The organism is Pseudomonas sp. B21-047, from assembly GCF_024748775.1.
Lineage (GTDB): Bacteria > Pseudomonadota > Gammaproteobacteria > Pseudomonadales > Pseudomonadaceae > Aquipseudomonas > Aquipseudomonas capeferrum.
In genome coordinates, this window is record NZ_CP087169.1 from 3,285,955 (window position 1) to 3,308,284 (window position 22,330).

The following is a 22,330-nucleotide window of genomic DNA, read 5'->3' on the forward strand; positions in this document are numbered from 1 at the left end:
CCGATTCCTGTCTAAGCTTCTGCCAGCATTTCCAGCAGTTGAGGCTTACGACGTACTCATGGGCAACATTCTGTCATCACATATCGGCCTGCGTGGCCTGATTTTGAGCTTTGTTCTACTTGCCGTGCTGGGCACCCTGTGCAATGGCCTGATCACGGCCTACGGCGTGCAACGCGATGCTTTGGTCCACTCGGCGCTAGAAGCCAACCGTGCCTATGCCTTCAAGGTGGCCTCCAGCATCGATGGGTTCCTGTACTCGGTCAATGAACGCCTGAAATACAGCAGCCAGCGCCTGGGCCGCGACATTGCCAACCCAGCCTTGCTGGAGGAGGAAGCACTTCGCTTGCAGGCCCAGGACTCGGAACTGAACAGCGTGCTGATCACCGACCCTGCAGGCAAGATCCTGCAGGCATACCCGCCCGGGGTGCAGATCGGTTCGACGGTGGCGTCTACTGAGTTGCACGCAGCACTCAAACAACGGCAGCCCTTGGTCAGCCAGGCATTCACCGCGGCCAACGGCAAGCTCATCGTCTTCGTGTCGCAGCCGATCTTCAGCCCGGCCGGCCAGTTTCTTGGACTGGTGGGCGGTTCGGTGTACCTGCAGCAGCGTGGCGTGATGCATTCGCTGATTGGCGAACATCACCTCGATGGCACCTTCGCCTTCGTCGCCGACGGCAACCGCCGCTTGCTTTACCACCCCGACCAACAGCGCATCGGTGAAGTGCTCGGCTGGAGCGAGACGGTGGACATCGCCCTGCACGGTGAAAACGGCACCCTGGAGACCGTCAACTACCGAGGGGTACCGATGCTCGCCGGGTTTGCCCATGTACAAGGCTCCAACTGGGCTGTGGTGGTGCAACAACCGCGGGCACAGGCACTGGCGCCATTGGCCAAGCTGATGCGCGACATGCTTATCAAGATCATCCCGGCCGGGGTGGTCGGTTTTGCTCTGATACTGCTCGGCGCAATGCTGATCACCCGCCCGTTACGTGCGCTGGCCGGCCATGCCATCGACCTTTCGGCGCCCAATGCAACGGCAGAACTGTCCGCGATCAATGCCTGGTACGCAGAGGCTGCGGCGATCCGCCAGGCACTGGTGATGCAGGCGCAACACCTGCAACAGAAGATCGGCACCTTGAACGCCGCCGCCGAAACCGACCTCTTGACTGGCCTGGGCAACCGGCGCGCGATGAAGGCGGCACTCGAGGCCCTGGATGCATCGCAGCAGGCTTATGCGGTACTGGCGTTGGATATCGACCACTTCAAGCGGGTAAACGACACCTTCGGCCATGATGTCGGCGACCTGGCCCTGCAGCAGGTGGCGCAGGTGATCCGTGACTGTACCCGTGCAGGGGACCTGCCCTGCAGGGCCGGCGGCGAAGAGTTCTGCCTGCTGCTGCCGAACACCGGGCCGAGTACTGCGAAAGAGGTCGCCGAGCGTATTCGCTCGACGCTGAGCGCCACGCCCATGAAGCAGGTCGGCACGCTGACGCTATCTATCGGTGTGGCTTACCGCAGTACAGAGACCCCCACCGCCGCAGCCATCCTCAAGCGTGCCGACGAGCGCCTGTACCTGGCCAAGGAAAATGGGCGTAACCGTGTGGTAGCTGAAGATCGCGTGCCTTCCTGGGTCAGAAATCCAGGGCGCCGCTGAGCAAGGCGTTGAGTTTGCCCGCGACGTCGGCGCCTTGCTCGTCCAGCAGGCACAACGCAATGCCTTGCAACGCCGCCTGAGAGCCCGCCAGGCCTGCGCCTATCAGCGCCAGCGGGCAGGCAATCTCCATCTGCAACGCGCGCAGGCGCCTGGCCAACACCGGGCCAACCGGTGCCTGCAGCGCAATCACCAGTGCCGCCGGCTGCATCGCCGCACACAACAGGGGCAGCTCTTCCAGCGGTTGCCCGCAGCCGAGCACCTCGATGCGTTGTTGCTCACCGCTCAACAGCAGCCCGGCACACAACACTTGCAGTTCGGCTTGCCCTTCGGTGCCCGCCAGCAGTACGCGCGGCGCATCGGGCTGGTTCATCTGCAGGCGCAGCAGCAAGCGGGCGCGCAGGAACGTATCGAGAAACAGCCATTGGCTACGCTGGCCGAACGCACTGCCTGAAGCCAGCTCATGCCACACCGGAATCAGCACTTCACGCAGTACAGTGGCCTTGGGCATGAGTGTGAACAACTGGCCATGGATCCCTTCCAGCGCCTGCGCATCGAATGCCTGGGTTGCGCGTACTACGGCGGCGCGCCAATCGTCAAAGGCCGAATGCGGCTGCACAGACGCCTCAGGCTGGCCTACGAGCATGTCACCGACCTTGCTGATGGGCAGGCCGTTGGAGGTCCAGCGCAAGATGTCACGTATACGCTGCACATCCCGGGCCGTGTACAGGCGATGGCCGCCCTCGGTGCGCTGCGGGCGGATCAGCCCGTGGCGCCGCTCCCAGGCACGCAAGGTCACCGGATTGATGCCGGTCAGGCTGACCACGTCGCGCATGGGTAGCAAATCGGGTGGGGTGGCGTCTGTCATGGCGAGTGGGCTTCCGGGGGGTGCCCTATTCTAAACCCATCTGCACCTTCTGCGGCGAGCAACCTTGGTTCATCATACAGCACACGGCGCCGAAGCCTTCTGCACAGAGGCTACGCTGCGCATATCGCATACGAGATTTCTGTGGGTGGGCCCTATGATCAACGCAAAACTCCTGCAACTGATGGTCGAGCATTCCAACGATGGCGTCGTCGTCGCCGAGCAGGAGGGCAATGACAGCATCCTTATCTACGTCAACCCGGCCTTCGAGCGCCTGACCGGCTACAGCGCCGACGACATCCTCTACCAGGACTGCCGCTTTCTTCAGGGCGAGGATCATGACCAGGTGGCCATCGCCACCATCCGCGAGGCAATCCGCGAAGGTCGCCCCTGCTGCCAGGTACTGCGCAACTACCGCAAGGACGGCAGCCTGTTCTGGAACGAGTTGTCCATCACGCCCGTGCACAACGAAGCGGACCAGCTGACGTACTACATCGGCATTCAGCGCGATGTCACAGCGCAGGTATTCGCCGAGGAGAAGGTTCGCGAGCTGGAGGCGGAAGTGGCTGAATTGCGCCGGCAACTGGGCCAGGCCAAGGGCTGACCCAAAAAACCTATACACGATCGTTAATTTGTATAGATTAAGACCTAGACTTCAGCTATACCTGTACAACAAAGCATAGTTGTACAGGATTGACTGGAGCCCAGCATGTCAGCGTACCTACAGCAATTCGCCGAGCGCTTCGCCAGCCTCGATGGGGGCAACCTCGACACGCTGGCAAAACTGTACAGCGAAGAGGTCACCTTTCGCGATCCCCTGCATCAGATACAGGGGCTGCCGGCGCTGCGGGCCTACTTCGAGCAGCTGTACGCCAACGCCCACGATATCCGCTATGCCTTCACCAGCGCCGACGAGGTGAGGCCCGGGCAGGGTTACCTGCGCTGGACCCTGCAGTTCTGCCACCCACGCCTGGCCCGCGGCCAGCAGATCACCTTGCAAGGCTGCAGCTGCTTGCATTGGCACGACCGCGTGCATTTTCACCAGGACTATTTCGACGCCGGCGCCCTGCTGTATGAACACCTTCCGGTCATGGGCAGTGCTATTCGCTGGCTCAAAGGCAGGCTGGCATGAGCCGCTGCTGGCTGACCGGCGCAAGCAGCGGTATCGGTGCCGCACTCGCGCAGATACTGCTGGAGCAAGGCCACCAGGTTGCCCTGGGGGGTCGCCACGCGGAGCGCCTTGCCCCCTTGGCTGAACGGTTCCCCGGGCAGGTATTGCTGGCCATTGGCGATATTGACGACCCGCAGCAGGTGGCCGTTATCGCTGCCCGCATCGAGCAGGCCTGGGGCGGGCTGGACATGGCCATTCTCAATGCAGGCACCTGCGAATACCTGGAGCCGGGCCATTTTGATCCGGCCTTGGTCGAACGTGTGCTGCGCACCAACGTGCTGGGTGCCAGCTACTGCCTGGCGGCGGCACTGCCCTTGCTTCGCGCCGGCCAACGTCCCCACCTGGTGGTGATGGGCAGTTCGGTGAGCTGGCTGGCCTTGCCTCGCGCTGGCGCCTACGGCGCGTCCAAGGCTGCGGTGCGTTACCTGGTGGAGTCACTGCGCATCGACCTCGCACACGAGGGCATCGCGGTCACCCTGGTCAGCCCCGGCTTCGTCGACACGCCATTGACCCGGCGCAACGATTTCCCCATGCCGCAGCTGTGGCCCGCGCAGCGCGCAGCCCAGCATATCGCCAGGCGCCTGCAGCGCCGCCCGCTGGAAATCAATTTCCCCGGCTTTTTTACCTGGGCGTTGCGCCTGCTCGGGGCGCTGCCCGCGCGCCTGCGCCTGGCACTGGGCCAACGCCTTGCCCGTCATGAACAGGAATGATGATCCATGCGTATAGCAATCATCGGCAGTGGCATCGCAGGGCTGACCTGCGCCCATCTGCTGTCACGCAAGCACGAAGTGACGGTTTTCGAGGCCGAGCAATGGGTCGGGGGGCACACGCATACCTTCGATGTGATCTGGCAAGGCGAGCGCCATGCAATAGACACCGGTTTCATCGTCTTCAACGACTGGACCTACCCGCACTTCATCCGGTTGCTCGACCAGCTCAAGGTCGCCTCGCAGCCGACCGAGATGAGTTTCTCGGTGCATGACCCGATCAGCGGCCTGGAATACAACGGTCATGACCTGAACACACTGTTCGCTCAACGACGCAACCTGGTGTCCCCAGGGTTCTGGGGGATGCTACGGGATATTCTGCGTTTCAACCGCCAGGCAGTCGCCGACCTCGACGCCCAGCGCATCGACGCCAACACCACCCTGGGCGCCTACCTTCAGGCGCACCGCTATGGGCGGCGGTTCATCGACCACTACATCGTGCCAATGGGGTCGGCCATCTGGTCGATGTCCCGCGCAGACATGCTCGGCTTCCCCCTTGAATTCTTCGTGCGCTTTTGTCGCAACCACGGCTTGCTGTCGGTCACCCAACGGCCGCAGTGGCGGGTGATCAAAGGGGGTTCGCGCGGCTATGTTGCGCCGCTGTGCCGACCGTTTGCCGAACGCATCCGCCTCAACTGCAAGGTTTACCGGGTCAGCCGCGACGAAGGTGGCGTCACCCTGGTCAGCGCTGCCGGCAGCGAACGCTTCGACAATGTGGTGTTCGCCTGCCACAGCGACCAGGCCCTGGCGCTGCTGGACACCCCAAGCCCACAGGAGCGCGCCGTGCTCGGCGCCATCGGCTACGCCAGCAACGACGTGGTGCTGCACACCGATACCCGTCTGCTGCCACGCCGCCGGCGCGCCTGGGCCAGCTGGAACTACCGCCTGGGGGGCCCAGAGCAGGCCCCCGCGGCGCTGACCTACAACATGAACCTGCTGCAAGGCATCAAGGCGCCGACCACCTTCTGCGTGAGCCTCAACCAGACCGCGCAGGTAGACCCGGCGCAGATCATCGCCCGCTTCCAGTACGCCCACCCGCAGTACAGCCTTGCGGCCTCCGCCGCGCAGGCGTGCCAGGCGCAGTTGCAGGGCCAGCAACACAGTTACTTCTGTGGCGCCTACTGGGGTAATGGTTTTCACGAAGACGGGGTAGTCAGCGCGCTGAAAGTGGCCGCGCACTTTGGAGAGCAGCTGTGAACAGCAGCCTTTGCCTGGGCTGGGTCAGCCACCGGCGCCTGACGCCGCGGCGCCACGCGTTCCGTTACCGGATCGGCATGTTCTACCTGGACCTGGACGAGCAAACCTGGCTGCTGAAACTGTCTCTCTGGCTGGGGCGCTGGCGCCTGGCACCGCTGTGTTGGCGCGAGACCGACTACCTGCCCGCGCTGACCCGCCAAGGCGAGCCGTTGGCCCAAGCCGCACGCTTGCTGGTCCACCAGGCGACAGGGCATATGCCCGAAGGCCCGGTGCGCCTGCTCACGCAACTGCGTTGCTGGGGGCTGTCGTTCAACCCGGTGAGCTTCTACTTCTGCCATGACCGCGACGGGCGCCTGGCGGCGATTCTGCTGGAGGTGCGCAACACGCCGTGGCGTGAACGCTTTCACTACGTGCTGCCGGTGCAGGGCAACCTTGCCAAGCACTTCACCGTAGCCAAGGCCTTCCATGTGTCGCCGTTCATGCCCCTGGACATGGACTATCACCTGCGCTTCAGCCTGGACGCGGCGCATGTACGCATTCACATGCAGAACTGGCAAGGCGGCCACAAGGTGTTCGAGGCCGACCTCACCTTGCAGCGCCAGCCACTGGATGCACCCGCGCTGCGCCGCTACGTGCTGACCTTTCCCTGGATGAGCCTGCACACCGTTCTGGCCATCTACTGGCAAGCGCTGCGCCTGTTGTTCAAACGCACCCCCGTCCATGACCACACCACCCGCCAGGGTGACCTGGCGCTCGGCCAACCTTGCGAGGACCCTGAACATGTCGAATCCCACCCTGAGCGTTAGCAAGTTCGCCGGCCTTGCGCCCTTGCTCGGCGGGCTGGCACGAAGCGCCGTGCTGGCCCAGATGGGCAAACTGCGCCACGGCCACCTGCGTCTGCTCAGCCACGGGCAGCAGTGGAGCTTCGGGGATGCCGAAAGCCTGCTCCAGGCCGAGGTGGAGATCCTCGATGACGCCACTTGGAGCCTGATCGCCGGTAATGGCTCGATCGGCGCGGGCGAAGCCTACATCCATGGCTACTGGCGAAGCCCCGACCTGGCACTGGTGACGCGCTTGTTCGTCGCCAACCTGGAAGTGCTCGATGCGCTCGAAGGTGGCCTGGCCCGCTTCGGCCGCCCTGCCCTGCGCCTGCTGCACCGGCTCAACCGCAACAGCAGACGCGGCGCCCGGCGCAACATTCTGGCGCACTACGACCTGGGCAATGCCCTGTTCGAGCGGCTACTGGACCCGACCATGATGTATTCTGCCGCCCAGTTCGAGTACCCCGGGCAAACCCTGGAGCACGCCCAGTTGCACAAGCTGGAGCGCATCTGCCAGAAGCTCGAACTGCGCGCTGACGATCACCTGCTGGAGATTGGTTGCGGCTGGGGCAGCCTGGCAATCCACGCTGCCACTCGGTACGGCTGCCGGGTCACCACCACGACACTCTCCGAAGCCCAGTACACCCATACCTTGCAGCGCGTTCAGGCCCTGGGGCTGGCGCAGCGCGTGACGGTGCTGCGCGAAGACTACCGCGACCTGCAAGGCAGCTTCGACAAATTGGTATCGATCGAGATGATCGAGGCTGTCGGGCACCGTTACCTGCCGGTGTACTTCCGTCAGTGCGCCTCGCTGCTCAAGCCCGAAGGCCTGATGCTGTTGCAAGCGATCACCATCCGCGACCAGCGCTATGCCCAGGCGCGGCGCTCGGTAGACTTTATCCAGCGCTACATCTTCCCCGGTGGCGCCCTGCCCTCACTGAGCGTGATGCTGGACACCGCCAGCCGGCAGACTGCACTCAACCTTGTGCACCTGGAGGATTTTGGCCTGGACTATGCCCACACCTTGCAGCATTGGCGCGAAAACCTGCGCCAGGCGCGCACAGCGCTGATGGACCTGGGCTACGACGACATGTTCCAGCGCCTGTGGGAGTTCTACCTGTGTTATTGCCAAGGCGGCTTCGAGGAGCGCGCCATCGGTGTCGCGCACCTGCTGTGGGCGGCCCCCCAGGCACGGCGCGCCCCCTGGCCTGGCAGTGCGTGATGCGCAGCTGCTGGCTGGTCGCCAATGCGCTCTGGTTACAGGCCGGCTGGTGGGCCTGCGTGCTGGGCGCGCAACGCCCTTGGTTGCTGCTGCTGGTGCCTCTGGGCCTGGCCGTGCACCTGCGCCTGTGCCCGAACTTCAACGCCGAGGGCAAGGCACTGTGGCGCGTTGCATTGGCCGGCTGCCTGCTCGATAGCGTGTTGGGGGTACTGGGCGTGTTCGGTTTCGACGCCTGGCCGCTGCCGCTGTGGCTGGCACTGCTGTGGTGGGTGCTGGCCAGCGGCATGCGCCACAGCCTGGCATGGGCCGGCAAGCGCTACTGGCTCGGCGCGTTGCTAGGCGCATTCGGCGGCCCGTTGGCGTATGTCGGCGGCGCCAGGCTGGCGGATGTCGCCTTGCCTTTGGGCACGATGGAAACCGGCCTGTTATTGATGCCGGTGTGGGCGTTGGCCCTGCCACTGCTTTCGCGTCTCGCGGCGTCGCCCTCACGTTGAGCGGGGCAAGCGCGCTCAGCCTCAGGGCGTGCCCGCTGGCAAGCGGCGGAAGAACAGGGTGATCTGGCCGACTTCCACGCCCAGTTTGCTCATGCTCGTGCGGTTGATCAGCGTGTCTTCATCCATGAGGTACATCCAGTCGTCCATGTCCACCTGCCAGTGCCGCCCGTCGACCGGCAGGTCAAGCTGGTAACGCCAACGCAGCGCATTCCCCGCCACTTCGCCGCGCGCCTCACCGATCACGTCCCCCGCTGTCCCGCGCCAGCGGCCAGGGCCATCCGGCACCAGTGTCCAGGTACGCTGCTGGCGCGTGCCATCGCTGTAGAGAAAATGCTCGTCGAGGATCAGCTGCTCACCTTCGCGGCGGCTGTCGATGCGCACGTGGAAGCGCTTCACCACTTCGCCGGAACGCTTCTGGAACATCCCCCAGGCCTGCACCGGGCGCGAGAAGAACGCCGCCAGGTCCAGCGTCGGTTGCGCCTGGGCATAGTGCTCGACACCGACATTGCCACAGCTTCCCAGAAGCAGACAGGCAACCAGCAACAGCGCTTTGTACATGTTCAGCTACCTCGGTCGTTGCCCGCTGCCAGCCCGAGGAGGCGCTGACTCAGTTGCGGGTCCATGGACTGCGGATCGAGCCAGAGGGCGAAGAACGCCCAGCAGGCCTCGACACCTGGAAAAATACTATACAATACTAGCTTATTGCATAGATATTAGGTGGATTTGTACAGATTTCTTCACACTCCACACGCGCCCTGCAAATCCCGCAAAATACGCCGTCTACTGCCCCCTGAAGGAATTGCTCATGCTGTACGTAGTCATGCTCGGTGGCCGCCACCCACGGGCCAGTATCGAGGTACACGACGTGCTGTTCGCACAGGCCGATTCACTGGAGCAGGCATACCCGCAACTGCGCCATGACTGGTTCGGCAGCCGTGCGGGCCTGCACATCGACTCGTGGCTGGAAGTCGACGGCATCGATCGCTACCGTGTCGCGTTCAGCCCGCTGGCGCCAGGCGCGGATGACCCACGGCTGTTCTTCATCAACCTGGGTGGCTACGAGCCCAACGTGTTTGGCGAGGCGCACCGCTACCTGCTGGTGGTGGCCAGGGACAAGGCCCAAGCCAAACAACTGGGCAAGCAACGCTTGCAGTCGGGCTGGCTCAAACCCCATACCGATGCAGTACTGGAAGTAGACGACTGCCTGCCCGTCGACCGGGTGGGCGGGCGTTATGTGCACTTGATCGAAGGTGCCCATGGCGGGCTGCGTCAATACAGCGACTACATCCTGCTCTGAGATTCAAACACCGTCTCACCGGCGGGGATCAGCCCGCACTGACACCCGCTTGCCTGGCTTTCGGATTGTCATGAAACAGGCTATGTTCGACGAAACTCGACTGCGCGTCGCCAGCACCGACTTCGATCAAGGGAAACCTCATGCAGCAACGTGAACTGCTGACAACCGTTGCAGGTGCCTGCGAAGTGCCGCAACGCGCTACCGTTCAAGCGTGGCGGCGGCAGCCATGACAGGCCTTGATCCTCGCGATGAGATAGCGCACTCGGTAAGGACGGACCGCCTGAAACAGCTGTTCGTCCAGTCAGCGCCCGCTGTGCTGGGCAGCTACTTGGCAGCCATCATGTTGTGCTGGCTGGGCTGGGAGCGTTTCGACCAGCAAAAGGTGGTCGCCTGGATGGCCGTACTCAGCCTTTCGACGGCCCTGCGTACCGCCATGTTCATCACCTACCTGCGCGCTCCCGCCAGCCAGCGCACGGCTGAACGCTGGGAGTGGCGCTACTGGGCCACGCTGGTACTGTCGGCGGCGACCTGGGGCTTGGGTGCATTGGCTGTGATGCCGGCCGACGACCTGCTGGGGCAGACATTGATCATGCTGTTTGCCGTGGGCATGTCGGTCAGCGCCGTGTCGTGTTACTCGTCATACCGCAACATGACCGTGGTATCGATCGCCCTGGTGCTGCTGCCCTGTACCGGTTGGCTGGTGGTGCAGCCTTCCGCGCTGCAGCAGGGGATCGCACTGGCGGTACTGGTGTTCGCATCGTTCGTCGTCAACGCGACGCAAAGCCTGTCCTCAGCCCTGTTGACCGCGTGGCGCCTGAAACACGAAATGGAACACGCTCACCGGCTTGCCATGGTGGCTTCGTGCACGGACGAACTGACCGGGCTGAACAACCGACGTGCCTTTTTCGACTCTGCATCGGTGCAGCACGCCCGCTGCAGGGAGGGGTGTAACTTCGTGGCCGTGCTGATGCTGGACGTCGATCATTTCAAGCAGATCAACGATACGGCCGGGCACGCGGCGGGCGACCAGGTGCTGCAGCGGATCGGTGCCGTGATCAGCGCCAGCCTGCGGGATGACGACATAGCCGGCAGGCTGGGCGGCGAGGAGTTCGCCATCCTGCTGCCCGATACGCCCCTGCACACCGCCACCGAGATCGCCGAGCGCCTGCGGGCCCTGATAGCCAAACTGAACGTCAACGTCGAACACCCGGTGACCGCAAGCATAGGCCTGGCGTTCGCAACAGCCCCCGCGAGTGAACTCGGTGCGTTGCTCAGTAGCGCAGACAAAGCCATGTACCACGCCAAGGCATCCGGCCGTAACCGAGTGACGGTCGTCGACCAGATGCACGCCGCCGTCTGACAAGAGGCAAGCCTGCCCAGATTTGGTTCAACCCTGCCATCACGCCAAACCTTGCACTCAATTGATGCAAGGCAGCCGCGCGCTCGGCATGCGCCCCTACATCCAGGTGCCATAAATCCCCGCCAATTCGGCTGATACCGTCGCGTTTCTGCTACTAAACCGCGCACATCTGCTTTTTTAGCGCCATTTTCCCTCCCGATTCATCCGCCCTGCCCGTTCCGGCATTGTCATTGCAAAGCGAGTTCACCCCTTAACCCGAGGCGATCCATAAAAACCGCATCCACAAGTAAATGCAGTACCGCACCCCGTTGTGAATGGATGAATGTGCAACATCACTGCCGACGAGTCGTGGCAAGGAGTGGGTATGTCCCGGGCTTTTTTCAATGAAATGTATGAGGCAAACGGAAGTTGCCGCCCGCACTATCAGGAGTTCGCCCGCTGGCTAGCGAACACGCCGCTGGCATTGTTGGAGCAGCGGCGGCACGAAGCCGACCTGCTGTTTCATCGGGCCGGCATCACCTTCACCCTGTACGGTGACCAGCAAGACACCGAGCGGTTGATCCCCTTCGATATCATCCCGCGCAGCATCCGCGCCAGCGAATGGCGCATCGTCGAACGCGGGTGTATCCAGCGCGTCCAGGCGCTGAACCTGTTCCTGCAGGACATCTACCACGAACAGCGCATTCTCAAGGCTGGCATCATTCCGCCCGAGCAGGTGCTGGCCAACGAGGGCTACCAGGTCGCCATGCAGGGCCTGAATCTGCACCGTGGGCTGTACGCCCATATCGCCGGCGTCGACCTGGTGCGTGACAGTGATGGTACGTATTACGTACTGGAAGACAACCTGCGCACGCCCAGCGGCGTCAGCTACATGCTCGAAGACCGCAAGATGATGATGCGCCTGTTCCCCGAGCTGTTCGCCGCCCAGCGCATCGCACCCATCGACCACTACCCCAACCTGCTGCTGGACACACTCAAGAGTGCCAGCCCGCTGGACAACCCGACCGCCGTGGTGCTCACTCCGGGGCGTTTCAACAGCGCCTACTTCGAGCATGCGTTCCTGGCCCGGGAGATGGGCATCGAGCTGGTCGAAGGCGCCGACTTGTTCGTGCGCAACGACCATCTCTATATGCGTACCACCGCCGGCCCACAGCAGGTGGATGTGATTTACCGCCGCCTGGACGACGAATACCTCGACCCGCTGTCGTTCAACCCTGACTCGATGCTGGGCGTACCGGGGCTGATCTCGGTGTACCGGGCTGGCAACGTGGTGCTGGCCAACGCGGTGGGCACCGGCGTTGCCGACGACAAGTCGATCTACCCCTATGTCGACGAGATGATCCGCTTTTACCTGAGCGAGGAGCCGATCCTGAAGAACGTGCCCACTTGGCAATGCCGCAAGCCAAAGGACCTTTCCCACGTCCTGGCCCACCTCCCCGAGCTGGTGGTCAAGGAAACCCAAGGCTCCGGCGGCTATGGCATGTTGGTCGGCCCTGCCGCCACAGCGGCGCAGATCGAAGACTTTCGCGCCCGCATCAAGGCGCGCCCGCACGCCTACATCGCGCAGCCCACGCTGTGCCTGTCCACCTGCCCGACCTTCGTCGAAAGCGGCATTGCGCCGCGCCACATCGACCTGCGTCCGTTTGTGCTGTCAGGCAGTGAAACCCGCCTGGTGCCCGGTGGCCTGACCCGCGTTGCGCTGCAAGAAGGCTCGCTGGTGGTCAACTCGTCGCAAGGCGGCGGTACCAAGGACACCTGGGTGGTGGAGGACTGACCCATGCTTTCGAGAACCGCTTCCGATCTGTACTGGATGTCCCGCTACCTGGAACGCGCCGAAAACCTCGCACGCATGCTCGAGGTCAGCTACTCGCTTTCGCTGATGCCGCAAGCCGGGCGTTCGGATGGCCACGCCGAGCTGGCCATGTCGCTGCTGGCGTCCGGTACGCTGGACGATTACATCCGCAAGCACACCGAGCTGGACCCCGAGCGCATGCTGCACTTCTTTGCGCTGGACGCGAGCAACCCCAGCAGCATCTATTGCTGCCTGCAAGCTGCCCGTACCAACGCCCATGCGGTACGTGGGCGGATCACCGCCGACATGTGGGAAAACATCAACGCCACCTGGATCGAAATGCGCAACATCGCCAGCAAAGGCCTTGGGCGCTACGGCATCAGCCAGTTCTGCGACTGGGTCAAGGAACGCTCGCACCTGTTCCGTGGCGCGACCTCCGGCACCATCATGCGCAACGATGCCTACAGTTTCATTCGCCTGGGCACCTTCCTCGAGCGGGCAGACAACACCCTGCGCCTGCTCGATGCCCGTTATGAAATGTTCGGGGAAACCTCCGAGGAGGTCAGCGACGACTCTGCACGCGGTTATTACCAGTGGAGCGCCTTGTTGCGCGCCCTGACCGCCTACGAAGCCTTCAATGAAATCTACCGCAACGCGCCCAGCGCGCGACCGGTGTCGGAGCTTTTGCTGCTGCGCGTTGACGTGCCGCGTTCGCTGCATGCCTGCATTGATGAGCTCGACCAGATTCTTGCCGGCCTGCCTGGCAATACCGGCCGCGCCGCACAAAGGCTGGCCGCCGAACTCAACGCACGACTGCGCTACACCGCCATCGACGAGATTCTCGAAGCCGGGCTGCACCTGTGGCTGACCGACTTCATCGGCCGCATCCACCAACTGGGCCAGACCGTCCATAACGCCTATCTGGAGGTCATATGAAACTGTCCATCCGCCACGACACCACCTACAGCTACGCCAGTGACGTCTGCAACAGCATCCAGTTCCTGCGCCTGACACCGCGCAGCAGCGAGCGCCAGCGTATCCTCGACTGGCAATTGGACTTGCCCTGCAAGGTGAACAGCCAGATCGACCCCTATGGCAACATCCTGCACGTGCTGACCTTGGAAAAGCCCCATGGCCACCTGGCCCTGACGGCCAGCGGCCAGGTGGAAATCGACCCGGATTGCGAGCACGAGGCCGGCAGCCAGTCGCCCCTGCCGTTCCTGCGCAGCAGCCACCTCACCCAGGCCAGTGACGCGCTCAAGGCCTTCGCCACTCAGCAGTGTGGCGAGCGCCGCGACCGGGCAGCGTTGACTGCGCTGATGCAAGGCCTGGCCGACCATATGCCCTACAGCCCAGGCGCGACCTCGGTGGGCACCACCGCCATCGAGTCGTTTGCCGGCGGTGCCGGGGTGTGCCAGGACCATACCCACGCGTTCCTGGCCTGCGCCCGCAGCCTGGGTATCCCCGCACGCTACGTGTCCGGCTACTTGTGCACCGAAGACGAAACCCACCTGGCCAGCCACGCCTGGGGTGAAGCCTGGATCGATGAAGCCTGGTACAGCTTCGACGTCACCAACCGCCTCACCCGGCCCGAGCGTCACCTTAAACTGGCCGTCGGGCTGGATTACCTCGATGCCTGTCCGGTCCGCGGCGTGCGCCGGGGTGGCGGCGTCGAATCCATGCAGGCAAGTGTTCAGGTGCATCGCCAGTAACCCCCTGGCGCAACACCAGCAGGCCCCGGCGTGCCGTGTGCGGCGGGGCCCTCCATTCAAAGCACAAGGTAAACAGCATGACCTACTGTGTCGCTATGCACGTGGCGGACGGGCTGGTATTCATCTGCGACTCACGCACCAATGCCGGCATCGACCAGATCTCCACGTTTCGCAAGTTGTTCGTTTTCAGCGTGCCCGGCGAGCGGCTGATCGTCCTGCAGACCGCCGGCAACCTCGCCACCTCGCAATCGGTGGTCAACCTGCTCGAACAACGCAGCCGGGGCGCCGGCACCCACTTGCTGAACGTCGCCACGCTCTACGATGCAACGGTGCTGGTGGCCGAAACCCTGCGCGAAGTGGTCGCCCGTGACCGCAGCAAGCTGACAGCCCAGATCGATCTGAGCGCCTCGTTCATGGTGGGCGGGCAGATCGCTGGCAGCCCTATGGGCATCTACAACGTCTATGCCCAGGGCAACTTCTTCCAGGCCACCCAAGACACCCCCTTCCTGCAATTGGGCGAGAGCAAGTACGGCAGGCCGATCCTGGACCGTAATCTCACCTACCACACGCCCTTGGACGAGGCGGTGCGCTGCGGCCTGATCTCATTCGACTCCACCATCCGCAGCAACCTGTCCGTGGGCATGCCCCTGGATCTGCTGGTGTATGGCAAAGACAGCTGCACAGCCAGGGAGCCGGTTCGCATTCATCATGACGACCCTTACTACAGCCAGATCCGCAAGCAATGGGGTGATGGCTTGAAAAACCTGCTGGCCGAACTCACGCCACCCCCACGGGATTTCATGGCCCAATGAGCGAGGTCGAAGCATGCCGTCGGCTGGCGACCGAGCAGCCTCCATGCTCAAATAACCTTCACCGCACGGCCTATGAACTTCACCGGCCCGGTCGGCCGCCCGGTGGGCGAGCCACCGGCTTTTTCAAGCGTCAGCTCGAACAGTTGGTCGGGTTCTAAAGGCGGCATGCTGCTGGCGGGGACGCGGTATTGCTCGCCTGGCTTGATCAGCCCCAGCGAAACGGGCGCGGGCCATTGCGAGCCCTTGGTCCAGAACTGCAGCGCCATGCCGTCAGGTACAGCGTCCTGGCCCAGGGGGATGAGCTCCAAGGCCCGCCCATCGCTTGCCTGCACCACCCATCCCGGCACCTGGTCCGTCGGTGCAACCAGCACCACCAGGTAGCGCGGCGACGGTGCCTGGCTGACCAGCAACAGAAACGTCAGCACCAGGCTCGCTGCGATGCCCACGGCACTCACCCCTTGCCACAGGCGAAGACGCTGCCACCACGCCACGGACGGTTTGGCAAACCACCCCGCGCGCTCGTCCAGGCTGCGCTCTATACGCCCCCATAAGCGGGGGCTGGGTGTCGAGGGTTGGGCAACACGGGTCAGGGCCAGCAGGCGTTCTTCCCACGCATCCACAGCCCGCTGCAGGCGCGGGTCATGCGCCATGCGCGCGGCCAGCGCCGCGCGCTGGTCGGCAGGCAGTGTGCCGAGTACGTACTCCCCTGCCAGCGCCTCCAGCGCGTCCTGGTCTTGATCGGCAGCATCCGCTTTCATCCCATGCACTCTCTGAGAGCCTTGAGGCTTCGCTTGATCCAGGCTTTGACGGTACCTAGTGGCGCGTCGAGCAGGCTAGCGATCTCGATGTGGCTGCACCCGTCCACATAAGCATGCAGGATGCACCGTTGAGGTGACGGCTGCAGTTGCTCCAGGCAGCGGTAGATCCTGCTCGAACCCGACCATGCCTCATCATCGGCACCCGGGAACACGGCGCCGATGGCGTCGATATCGCTTTCGTCAAAAGCGACTTCAAAGCGCACGTCACGTATGTGATTCAACGCCAGGTGCCGGGTGATGCTGTATATCCAACCCCGTGCCGAACCGCGCGCCGGGTCGAAACTCGCGGCGCGGGTCCAGATGCGGATGAAGGCATCGTGGACGATATCCTCGGCGGTTGCGTCATCCCTGGCGATGCGCCGCGTGACGCCCAGCAAGCGTGCGCCTTCATGGGTGTAGAGCGCCTGCAAGGCGCGCCGATCGCCTTGAGCGCACGCCGCCAGGCATGCCTGAAAATCGAAAGGGGTAACAGGCAGGTTCAACGTTCGATCACTCCTAGCATTACCGAGTGCAGCCCCAGCCTTGAGGCCAGGTCTGGCGGTAAGGGTAGATGATCAATCACCCGCCGGCTGCCACAACATCGATCATTTGGCGGCCCAGAACACGTAGTCAGCTTGGTACTTGACGATTTGTCGCTCGCCTTTGTTCTGCGCCATGCAGCCACTTTGCGGCGCAACGCCGCCACGGGTCGCAACGCGCTGGATGTAGCTGACGCCGTGCATGGCACCCGGGCCTTCGGCGGGGTTGGCCTTCACCAGTTGATACGGCAGCGCGGTCTTGTCCACGGGCGCCACAGCGAGCTGGGTCCCGGTGATTTTCGAACCGTCCTTGGCTTGCCAGGTGGCAGGCGGGCCGAAGTAGTCGCCCACTGCCTTGCCCGAACGGTCATTGAGCACCGCTTTCGGGCCTACGAATACCCACTCGGTCTGCCCCGGCATGCTGGCCTTGTCGCGGCATTCGTAGGTGATTTCGCCCACGCCCACGGTTTCCAGGACCACCTTGTGGCCTTCGGGCACCTTCACGGCATCAGGCAGGCCTTGTTGAGCGTGGGCTGTGTGTGAGGCCAGAACCAGGGCCAGGCCAGCGACGAGCGAGCAGGAAACGGATGTGAAGGTCATCGTGCAAACTCCTGATAGGGGGGGGGCGGGGCTGCAGCAAGGCGGCCCTGTCCTGATTACCCGCCACCGTCCTGTTTGGATGCACCCCTGTACAAAAAAATGTGAGGACGCTGACGCACAGCGTCGGAACTTTGCTTGCTTGTCGCAGGCCTTCTTTCTCAGGTGTATTGATAAAAGGAGATACCCGATGAGTGCGCAACTCAGTGGCAAGCGCGTGGCCTTTCTGGTCACCGATGGTTTCGAACAGGTGGAACTGACCGGTCCTCGTGATGCCTTGAAAGATAACGGCGCAGTGGTCGATATCCTGAGTGACACGCCAGGCACCGTTCGCGGCTGGAATCATGACAAGCCTGCCGACGAATTTACCGTGGATGCAACCTTCGACGATGCCCAGCTCGACCTCTACGATGCCCTTGTACTGCCTGGCGGCGTACAAAACTCCGACACCATTCGCCTGATAGCCGGCGCGCAGGAACTGGTAAAAGCCCACGATTCGGCCGGTAAACCATTAGCGGTGATCTGCCATGGTGCATGGCTACTGGTGTCCAGTGGCCTGGTCGAAGGCAAGCGGATGACCAGTTACAAGACACTGCAGGATGATATCCGCAACGCCGGCGGCACCTGGGTGGATGAACAGGTGGTGGTTGATGGCAACCTGATCAGCAGCCGCCAGCCAGATGATATTCCCGCGTTCAACCAGCAGTTGATCAGCGCCCTGGCAGGCTGAACCTGCCCCTTGCAGCCCCTTGCATCGCTCAAGGGGCCTGCACGTCTCTTGCATGTGAACCCGCAAACCATCGAGCGCTATGGCCAGACCAGGGAGGCCGTGGCCTGGAAAATGGCGTTAGGTGCGTTAAAGGACAGCGATGCCCCTGTATGGGCTGACCCGACTGGGTCACTACTACGAGCGCTGGCTGCGCGGGGACCGCGCCTGAATAACGGACACTTCATGAGGGCCACAGTCTCGTCCTGGGTTTACTGAACCAGGATGGCTTGGTGAACCTCGATAGACGGGACGGGCACCACACTGCGCCGCGTCGTCAGCCACTCACGCATCCGTGCGGTATCGAAGATCTGCCCCTCTTCCATCATCACCAGAATCAGCGCTTGGGACATTCGGTAGCACCCGCATTGCGAACAGTGACGCTCTTCCCACCCCGTCGAACACTCGACGGATTCGGCACTTCCCGCGCAAATCAGACAACTCATGAAGCCCCCTTCTGCTTATTTTTGGTAGGAGGTTGAAACAGGGTTAATGAGATGAACTATTTCTGATAGTTACCATGAGATTTCCATGCCAATTCGAAATTCCCTGTTTTTTTTGGGGGGGATTGCATTTGGGCTACAAGGTGCTCGCCAGTGCATTTTTAGCGCCTGTCAGATCGAGCGCCGCGCGGGCGGCGCTTGATCTTCGCAACACCTCCACGCCCAAGACAAGCACGCCAACCATCATCCTTGTTGAACCCTGCTGCACACGGTCGACTCAATGCCTAGTAAGTCTGTATTAACCCGCCCGCACTGAGGTGACGACATGAATGCTATCGATCTGCTGGTTCAAGACCACAACGTGGTTAAAAAGCTGCTGGAAGAACTGTCTTCGACCACTGAACGTGCCGTAAAGAAACGCGCTGAACTGCTGCATCGGATTGAACAGGAACTGCAAGTCCACACCGCCCTGGAGGAAGACATCCTCTACCCTGCGATCAAGCAGGCCGGTGGCAAGGAAGAAGCCAAGATGTATTACGAAGCGAAAGAAGAGCACCGCACCGTCGATTCATTGGTGCTGCCTGATCTGCTTCATACCGAAACCGGCACCCTCGAATTCGCCGGGCGGGTCAAGGTGATGAAAGAGCTGCTGGAGCATCACATCGAAGAAGAGGAAGGCGAGCTGTTCCCGACGGCCAAGAAGCTGCTGGGCAAGGGCCAGCTTGAAGAGCTGGGGCTGGCCATGGAGGCGCAGAAGAAACTGCTCAAGAGCGAGCAGCGCGCCGCTTGAATCGAGTGCACCGTGCCGGGGCCCTCTCGGCTCGCCCTGGCAGGCGCCCAGTAAGAAAATGCGTTGGGGTTGGCGTTGATGGCGAACTGGATCGAATTGCTGGAATGGCCTGCCATGGCGGTCACGGTACTGGCCGCCTGGTGCATAGGCTCGCGCCGCGCCGGGCGTCGCAAGCTTGGCTTCTGCTGTTTCATTGCCAGCAACCTACTGTGGTCAGTCTGGGGCTGGCACGCTCAGGCCTGGGCGTTGATTGTGCTGCAGGTAGTGCTATGCCTCATGAACCTCAGGGGCTGGAAGAAGAACACGGCGGCGGAGCTCCAGTCGTGACGTTCACCTTGGCTGCAGGGGCCTGTTAACCCAGCAACTGGCTCAATACCGCGCGCAATTTCCCCGGTTTGACGGGCTTGTTCAACAGCGGCGCACCGAGCTTTTGCAAAGCACGCCGGCACTGATCGCTGCGGTCTGCGGTGATGATCACCGCAGGGATGGTGGCGTTGAAATGCTCACGCAAGTGCCGGACCACCTCGCAACCCACAACCCCGTGATCCAGGTGGAAATCCGCCAGGATCAGCTCCGGAGCCTGCCCCTGCAAGGCCAACAAGGCCCCTGCCTGGTCGGTCGCGGTCACCACCTCGCAGCCCCACTGAGCCAGCAGCGCGCGCATGCTTTCGAGAATGCTCACTTCGTTGTCCAGCACCAGCAGCCGGCGGCCGGGCAACGGGTTACCGGCGCCGGGCTGCGGCGCGCCCTTGTGGATTGGCAACGGTACTTTCTCGCCGATCGGCACCTCGATGCTGAACATCGAGCCACGGCCGGGCCATGACCGCACCTGGATCCGGTAACCGAGAATCTTGGCGATCCGCTCAACGATGGCCAAACCCAGGCCTACGCCTTTGCGATCAGCGGCGCGGCCAACGTCCAATTGGTTGAACTCAAGGAAAATGGCCTCCAGCCGATCCTGCGCAATGCCACGCCCGGTGTCCCACACCTCCAGGCGCAAGCAGGCGCCGCGACGCCTGGCCCCCAGCAAGATCCGGCCCTGGTCGGTATAACGGCAGGCGTTGCTGAGAAAGTTGCGCAGGATCCGCGTCATCAGCCGCAGGTCGGTGCTGATAGCGTAGTCACCGATGCGTGCCCGCAGTTTAAGGCCTGCCGCGTCGGCCACCGAGCGGAATTCCGAGACCAGCGGCCCGAGCAGTTCATCGAGGCGGTACAACGCCACGTCAGGCTTGACCGCCGCCTGGTCGAGCCGGGAAATGTCCAACAGGTCGGTGAGCAGGTCTTCGGCGCCCTCCAGAGCCTGATGGGTACGCTCCACCAGCACCTGCTCGGCCTCCGGCAATGGCCGTTCGCGCAAGGTCGAGATCAGCAGGCGTGCGGCATTGAGCGGTTGCAGCAGGTCATGGCTGGCAGCAGCCAGGTACTTGTCCTTGCTGCGGTTGGCGGTTTCCGCGGCGTCGCGAGCGTCGCGCAGGGCTCGGGCGATCTGTTTACGCTCGGTAATCTGCTGTTGCAGGTTGCGGTTGGCCTCCAGCAGTTCATCGGTACGGGCAGCCACCCGCTGCTCCAGTTCGTCATTGAGTTGTTGCAGGCGCTGCTGGGCCTGTTTGCGTTCGGTGATGTCGGCGACAAAACCTTCCACCAGCCCTTGCTGGCCGGGTTTGAGTAGCAGGTTCATCAGCACATCGAGGTGGCTGCCGTCCTTGCGCCGCAAACGGGTTTCGTAGCCATGCAGGCTGTGTTCACGTGCTAGGGACGCGGTAATGGCGTGCAGCTCCTCGGCACCGCCGACAAACAGGTTGGCGGCCAGGTCGGTCAGGGAAAACAACACCGCCTGCGGGCTCTCGTAGCCGAGCATGCGCGCCAGCGCCGGGTTGGCGGCACGCATGCCCTCTTGCAGGCTGGCTTGGAAAATCCCGTGGACGGCGTTCTCGAACAGCCATTTGTAACGGTTGCGCTCGGCTTCCAGTTCGTCCAGGCGCGCCGCCAGTTCCGGGTAATGGCTCTTGCGCGCCGAGTGGTCGCCCAGCCCCAACAGCCCGGCCAGCGCCCGCTGCTGCTCGTCAGAGGGCCTCGCCATAGACGACCTCGACATCACGTTGGCTCGACTCACGAGGGTTGGTGAGGATGCACGGGTCACCCATCGCGTGCTGCGACAAAAACGGAATGTCGGACGTGCGCACCCCGTGCAGGCCCAAGGTTTCATGGAAGCCGATAGCGCGCTTCAACGCGATCAGGTGGTCCACCAGGCGCGCGCAAATCTGCCGGTGGTTGAGACCGCGGCAGTCGATGCCAAATACCTCGGCAATCACCTTGAAGCGCTCCGGGGCCGAGCTGTAGTTGAACGCCACCACGTGCTCCACCAGCACGGCGTTGCACAAGCCATGGGGCAAGTCGAGGAACCCGCCCAGGCTGTGGGACATGGCGTGCACCGCGCCAAGAATCGCATTGGAGAACGCCAGGCCGGCCTGCATGCTGCCCAGCATGATTTTCTCGCGCAGGGCGATATCGCCCGGGTTGGCGATCATCTGCACCAGGTTGCCATTGATCAGGCGCATGGCCTCCAGCGCATGGGGGTCAGTCAGCGGGCCGTGGCCGGTGGAGACGAAGGCTTCGATGGCATGCACCAGCGCGTCGATGCCGGTGCAGGCAGACAGGAAGGGGTCCATGCTCAGGGTGGTTTGCGGGTCGATCAGCGAAACGTCCGGCACCACGGCCTTGCTGACGATGGAGAACTTCATGCGCTCCTGCTGGTTGGAAATGATCACGAACTGCGAGACGTCGGCCGAGGTACCGGCCGTGGTGGGGATCAGAATCAGTGGCGGGCTGGGCACCCGGATCATGTCCACGCCTTCGAACTCAAGGATGCTGCGCCCGTGGGCGACCACGATGCCAATCGCCTTGCCGCAATCCATCGGGCTGCCGCCGCCGACGGCGACAATCACGTCGCAGTGGTTTTCCCGGTAGATCTCGGCACCGAGCATTACCTCTTCGACCCGTGGGTTGGGCGACACGGCGCTGTACAGGCAGTAATCGATGCCTTGCGCCTGCAGGCTGGCCTCGACATCCGCCACCCAACCGGCGGCAATCACGCCGGGGTCGCTGACCACCAGCACCTTGCGGGCACCGAAGGTCTTGGCGTAGTTGGCGACGTTATGCCGGCAGCCGGCACCAAAGATGATTTCAGGCGAAACGAACTTGCGAAGCGGGCTGAAGCTCTGGCTCATCGGAAAGCCT

25 protein-coding genes are annotated in these 22,330 nt (G+C 63.0%); 17 read left to right on the forward strand and 8 right to left on the reverse strand.

The window, feature by feature from the left end:
• The first annotated feature begins 58 nt into the window (after positions 1-58).
• Positions 59-1,654 carry a diguanylate cyclase gene (locus LOY26_RS14830; protein ID WP_258713716.1) on the forward strand — a complete coding sequence of 532 codons (1,596 nt, stop codon included), beginning with the start codon at positions 59-61 and terminating at the stop codon, positions 1,652-1,654.
• On the opposite strand, the gene LOY26_RS14835 is transcribed toward LOY26_RS14830, so the two are convergent.
• On the reverse strand, positions 1,632-2,519 hold the full coding sequence (locus LOY26_RS14835) for a MerR family transcriptional regulator (RefSeq protein WP_258713717.1): 888 nt from the start codon (positions 2,517-2,519) through the stop codon (positions 1,632-1,634). The two genes, LOY26_RS14830 and LOY26_RS14835, sit on opposite strands and share 23 nt — an antisense overlap.
• A 154-nt stretch (positions 2,520-2,673) precedes the next feature.
• On the opposite strand from LOY26_RS14835, the gene LOY26_RS14840 reads away from it, so the two are divergent.
• From LOY26_RS14840 to LOY26_RS14870, 7 genes are all read left to right on the forward strand, one after another.
• Positions 2,674-3,120 (forward strand): PAS domain S-box protein, encoded by a 447-nt coding sequence (locus tag LOY26_RS14840; protein ID WP_186656005.1) that lies wholly within the window; start codon positions 2,674-2,676, stop codon positions 3,118-3,120.
• Positions 3,121-3,225: 105 nt separating this feature from the next.
• Entirely contained in the window at positions 3,226-3,648 is a 423-nt protein-coding gene (locus LOY26_RS14845) for a nuclear transport factor 2 family protein (protein ID WP_186656007.1), read from the forward strand.
• Complete coding sequence (locus tag LOY26_RS14850) at positions 3,645-4,397, forward strand: SDR family oxidoreductase (RefSeq protein ID WP_186656022.1); 753 nt, start codon at positions 3,645-3,647, stop codon at positions 4,395-4,397. Before LOY26_RS14845 ends, LOY26_RS14850 begins: the two co-directional genes overlap by 4 nt.
• A 6-nt stretch (positions 4,398-4,403) precedes the next feature.
• Complete coding sequence (locus LOY26_RS14855; RefSeq protein ID WP_186656039.1) at positions 4,404-5,651, forward strand: NAD(P)/FAD-dependent oxidoreductase; 1,248 nt, start codon at positions 4,404-4,406, stop codon at positions 5,649-5,651.
• The gene (locus LOY26_RS14860; protein ID WP_258713718.1) at positions 5,648-6,457 is read left to right on the forward strand and encodes a DUF1365 domain-containing protein; all 810 of its coding nucleotides are present in this window, start codon (positions 5,648-5,650) and stop codon (positions 6,455-6,457) included. The genes LOY26_RS14855 and LOY26_RS14860 overlap by 4 nt, the downstream gene beginning before the upstream one ends.
• Positions 6,432-7,694: a cyclopropane-fatty-acyl-phospholipid synthase family protein gene (locus LOY26_RS14865; RefSeq protein WP_186656045.1), complete on the forward strand. Its 1,263-nt coding sequence runs from the start codon at positions 6,432-6,434 to the stop codon at positions 7,692-7,694. The genes LOY26_RS14860 and LOY26_RS14865 overlap by 26 nt, the downstream gene beginning before the upstream one ends.
• Complete coding sequence (locus LOY26_RS14870; protein ID WP_033700116.1) at positions 7,694-8,188, forward strand: DUF2878 domain-containing protein; 495 nt, start codon at positions 7,694-7,696, stop codon at positions 8,186-8,188. Before LOY26_RS14865 ends, LOY26_RS14870 begins: the two co-directional genes overlap by 1 nt.
• A 21-nt stretch (positions 8,189-8,209) precedes the next feature.
• On the opposite strand, the gene LOY26_RS14875 is transcribed toward LOY26_RS14870, so the two are convergent.
• Positions 8,210-8,746 (reverse strand): DUF3833 domain-containing protein, encoded by a 537-nt coding sequence (locus LOY26_RS14875; RefSeq protein ID WP_258713719.1) that lies wholly within the window; start codon positions 8,744-8,746, stop codon positions 8,210-8,212.
• A 247-nt stretch (positions 8,747-8,993) separates the two neighbouring features.
• Here LOY26_RS14875 and LOY26_RS14880 point away from each other — a divergent pair, with 247 nt between their 5' ends.
• The 6 genes from LOY26_RS14880 to LOY26_RS14905 all read left to right on the forward strand — a co-directional run bounded on the left by LOY26_RS14880 (position 8,994) and on the right by LOY26_RS14905 (position 15,161).
• A complete protein-coding gene (locus LOY26_RS14880; protein WP_258713720.1) occupies positions 8,994-9,485 on the forward strand; it encodes a DUF1543 domain-containing protein in 492 nt (163 codons plus the stop codon).
• Positions 9,486-9,798: 313 nt separating this feature from the next.
• Positions 9,799-10,845 (forward strand): diguanylate cyclase, encoded by a 1,047-nt coding sequence (locus tag LOY26_RS14885; protein WP_258714913.1) that lies wholly within the window; start codon positions 9,799-9,801, stop codon positions 10,843-10,845.
• A 364-nt stretch (positions 10,846-11,209) separates the two neighbouring features.
• Positions 11,210-12,619 carry a circularly permuted type 2 ATP-grasp protein gene (locus LOY26_RS14890; protein ID WP_186656069.1) on the forward strand — a complete coding sequence of 470 codons (1,410 nt, stop codon included), beginning with the start codon at positions 11,210-11,212 and terminating at the stop codon, positions 12,617-12,619.
• Between the two features lie 3 nt (positions 12,620-12,622).
• Positions 12,623-13,573, forward strand: a complete 951-nt coding sequence (locus LOY26_RS14895) for an alpha-E domain-containing protein (protein WP_258713721.1) — start codon at positions 12,623-12,625, stop codon at positions 13,571-13,573.
• Positions 13,570-14,349 (forward strand): transglutaminase family protein, encoded by a 780-nt coding sequence (locus LOY26_RS14900; RefSeq protein WP_258713722.1) that lies wholly within the window; start codon positions 13,570-13,572, stop codon positions 14,347-14,349. Before LOY26_RS14895 ends, LOY26_RS14900 begins: the two co-directional genes overlap by 4 nt.
• A 77-nt stretch (positions 14,350-14,426) precedes the next feature.
• Positions 14,427-15,161, forward strand: coding sequence for a proteasome-type protease (locus LOY26_RS14905; RefSeq protein WP_258713723.1), 735 nt, complete (start codon positions 14,427-14,429; stop codon positions 15,159-15,161).
• 47 nt (positions 15,162-15,208) lie between these two features.
• Here the strand turns inward: LOY26_RS14905 and LOY26_RS14910 are convergent, their stop codons facing one another.
• The 3 genes from LOY26_RS14910 to LOY26_RS14920 all read right to left on the reverse strand — a co-directional run bounded on the left by LOY26_RS14910 (position 15,209) and on the right by LOY26_RS14920 (position 17,097).
• A complete protein-coding gene (locus LOY26_RS14910) occupies positions 15,209-15,919 on the reverse strand; it encodes an anti-sigma factor domain-containing protein (RefSeq protein WP_186664261.1) in 711 nt (236 codons plus the stop codon).
• On the reverse strand, positions 15,916-16,461 hold the full coding sequence (locus tag LOY26_RS14915) for a sigma-70 family RNA polymerase sigma factor (RefSeq protein ID WP_258713724.1): 546 nt from the start codon (positions 16,459-16,461) through the stop codon (positions 15,916-15,918). The genes LOY26_RS14910 and LOY26_RS14915 overlap by 4 nt, the downstream gene beginning before the upstream one ends.
• 102 nt (positions 16,462-16,563) lie before the next feature.
• Positions 16,564-17,097: a DUF3455 domain-containing protein gene (locus LOY26_RS14920; protein ID WP_186656079.1), complete on the reverse strand. Its 534-nt coding sequence runs from the start codon at positions 17,095-17,097 to the stop codon at positions 16,564-16,566.
• Between the two features lie 187 nt (positions 17,098-17,284).
• Here LOY26_RS14920 and LOY26_RS14925 point away from each other — a divergent pair, with 187 nt between their 5' ends.
• The gene (locus tag LOY26_RS14925; RefSeq protein ID WP_186664263.1) at positions 17,285-17,824 is read left to right on the forward strand and encodes a type 1 glutamine amidotransferase domain-containing protein; all 540 of its coding nucleotides are present in this window, start codon (positions 17,285-17,287) and stop codon (positions 17,822-17,824) included.
• A gap of 248 nt (positions 17,825-18,072) precedes the next feature.
• Here LOY26_RS14925 and LOY26_RS14930 read toward each other — a convergent pair whose 3' ends face one another.
• Positions 18,073-18,213 carry a hypothetical protein gene (locus LOY26_RS14930; RefSeq protein WP_186664265.1) on the reverse strand — a complete coding sequence of 47 codons (141 nt, stop codon included), beginning with the start codon at positions 18,211-18,213 and terminating at the stop codon, positions 18,073-18,075.
• 415 nt (positions 18,214-18,628) lie between these two features.
• Here LOY26_RS14930 and LOY26_RS14935 point away from each other — a divergent pair, with 415 nt between their 5' ends.
• Together LOY26_RS14935 and LOY26_RS14940 are read left to right on the forward strand one after the other, a co-directional pair.
• Positions 18,629-19,093 carry a hemerythrin domain-containing protein gene (locus LOY26_RS14935; protein WP_033698471.1) on the forward strand — a complete coding sequence of 155 codons (465 nt, stop codon included), beginning with the start codon at positions 18,629-18,631 and terminating at the stop codon, positions 19,091-19,093.
• Positions 19,094-19,171: 78 nt separating this feature from the next.
• Complete coding sequence (locus tag LOY26_RS14940) at positions 19,172-19,420, forward strand: hypothetical protein (protein ID WP_186656090.1); 249 nt, start codon at positions 19,172-19,174, stop codon at positions 19,418-19,420.
• Between the two features lie 25 nt (positions 19,421-19,445).
• Here LOY26_RS14940 and LOY26_RS14945 read toward each other — a convergent pair whose 3' ends face one another.
• Entirely contained in the window at positions 19,446-21,173 is a 1,728-nt protein-coding gene (locus LOY26_RS14945; protein WP_186664267.1) for a NahK/ErcS family hybrid sensor histidine kinase/response regulator, read from the reverse strand.
• Positions 21,157-22,320, reverse strand: a complete 1,164-nt coding sequence (ercA, locus tag LOY26_RS14950; RefSeq protein WP_033698473.1) for an alcohol dehydrogenase-like regulatory protein ErcA — start codon at positions 22,318-22,320, stop codon at positions 21,157-21,159. Before ercA ends, LOY26_RS14945 begins: the two co-directional genes overlap by 17 nt.
• Between the last annotated feature and the right edge of the window lie 10 nt (positions 22,321-22,330).

Bases quoted from the DNA above. Each gene is read 5' to 3' on its own strand.
- LOY26_RS14830 (WP_258713716.1), top strand. From the start codon at position 59: ATGGGCAACATTCTGTCATCACATATCGGCCTGCGTGGCCTGATTTTG.
- LOY26_RS14835 (WP_258713717.1), bottom strand. From the start codon at position 2,519: ATGACAGACGCCACCCCACCCGATTTGCTACCCATGCGCGACGTGGTC.
- LOY26_RS14840 (WP_186656005.1), top strand. From the start codon at position 2,674: ATGATCAACGCAAAACTCCTGCAACTGATGGTCGAGCATTCCAACGAT.
- LOY26_RS14845 (WP_186656007.1), top strand. From the start codon at position 3,226: ATGTCAGCGTACCTACAGCAATTCGCCGAGCGCTTCGCCAGCCTCGAT.
- LOY26_RS14850 (WP_186656022.1), top strand. From the start codon at position 3,645: ATGAGCCGCTGCTGGCTGACCGGCGCAAGCAGCGGTATCGGTGCCGCA.
- LOY26_RS14855 (WP_186656039.1), top strand. From the start codon at position 4,404: ATGCGTATAGCAATCATCGGCAGTGGCATCGCAGGGCTGACCTGCGCC.
- LOY26_RS14865 (WP_186656045.1), top strand. From the start codon at position 6,432: ATGTCGAATCCCACCCTGAGCGTTAGCAAGTTCGCCGGCCTTGCGCCC.
- LOY26_RS14870 (WP_033700116.1), top strand. From the start codon at position 7,694: ATGCGCAGCTGCTGGCTGGTCGCCAATGCGCTCTGGTTACAGGCCGGC.
- LOY26_RS14875 (WP_258713719.1), bottom strand. From the start codon at position 8,746: ATGTACAAAGCGCTGTTGCTGGTTGCCTGTCTGCTTCTGGGAAGCTGT.
- LOY26_RS14880 (WP_258713720.1), top strand. From the start codon at position 8,994: ATGCTGTACGTAGTCATGCTCGGTGGCCGCCACCCACGGGCCAGTATC.
- LOY26_RS14890 (WP_186656069.1), top strand. From the start codon at position 11,210: ATGTCCCGGGCTTTTTTCAATGAAATGTATGAGGCAAACGGAAGTTGC.
- LOY26_RS14895 (WP_258713721.1), top strand. From the start codon at position 12,623: ATGCTTTCGAGAACCGCTTCCGATCTGTACTGGATGTCCCGCTACCTG.
- LOY26_RS14900 (WP_258713722.1), top strand. From the start codon at position 13,570: ATGAAACTGTCCATCCGCCACGACACCACCTACAGCTACGCCAGTGAC.
- LOY26_RS14905 (WP_258713723.1), top strand. From the start codon at position 14,427: ATGACCTACTGTGTCGCTATGCACGTGGCGGACGGGCTGGTATTCATC.
- LOY26_RS14910 (WP_186664261.1), bottom strand. From the start codon at position 15,919: ATGAAAGCGGATGCTGCCGATCAAGACCAGGACGCGCTGGAGGCGCTG.
- LOY26_RS14920 (WP_186656079.1), bottom strand. From the start codon at position 17,097: ATGACCTTCACATCCGTTTCCTGCTCGCTCGTCGCTGGCCTGGCCCTG.
- LOY26_RS14925 (WP_186664263.1), top strand. From the start codon at position 17,285: ATGAGTGCGCAACTCAGTGGCAAGCGCGTGGCCTTTCTGGTCACCGAT.
- LOY26_RS14930 (WP_186664265.1), bottom strand. From the start codon at position 18,213: ATGTCCCAAGCGCTGATTCTGGTGATGATGGAAGAGGGGCAGATCTTC.
- LOY26_RS14935 (WP_033698471.1), top strand. From the start codon at position 18,629: ATGAATGCTATCGATCTGCTGGTTCAAGACCACAACGTGGTTAAAAAG.
- LOY26_RS14940 (WP_186656090.1), top strand. From the start codon at position 19,172: ATGGCGAACTGGATCGAATTGCTGGAATGGCCTGCCATGGCGGTCACG.
- LOY26_RS14945 (WP_186664267.1), bottom strand. From the start codon at position 21,173: ATGGCGAGGCCCTCTGACGAGCAGCAGCGGGCGCTGGCCGGGCTGTTG.
- ercA (WP_033698473.1), bottom strand. From the start codon at position 22,320: ATGAGCCAGAGCTTCAGCCCGCTTCGCAAGTTCGTTTCGCCTGAAATC.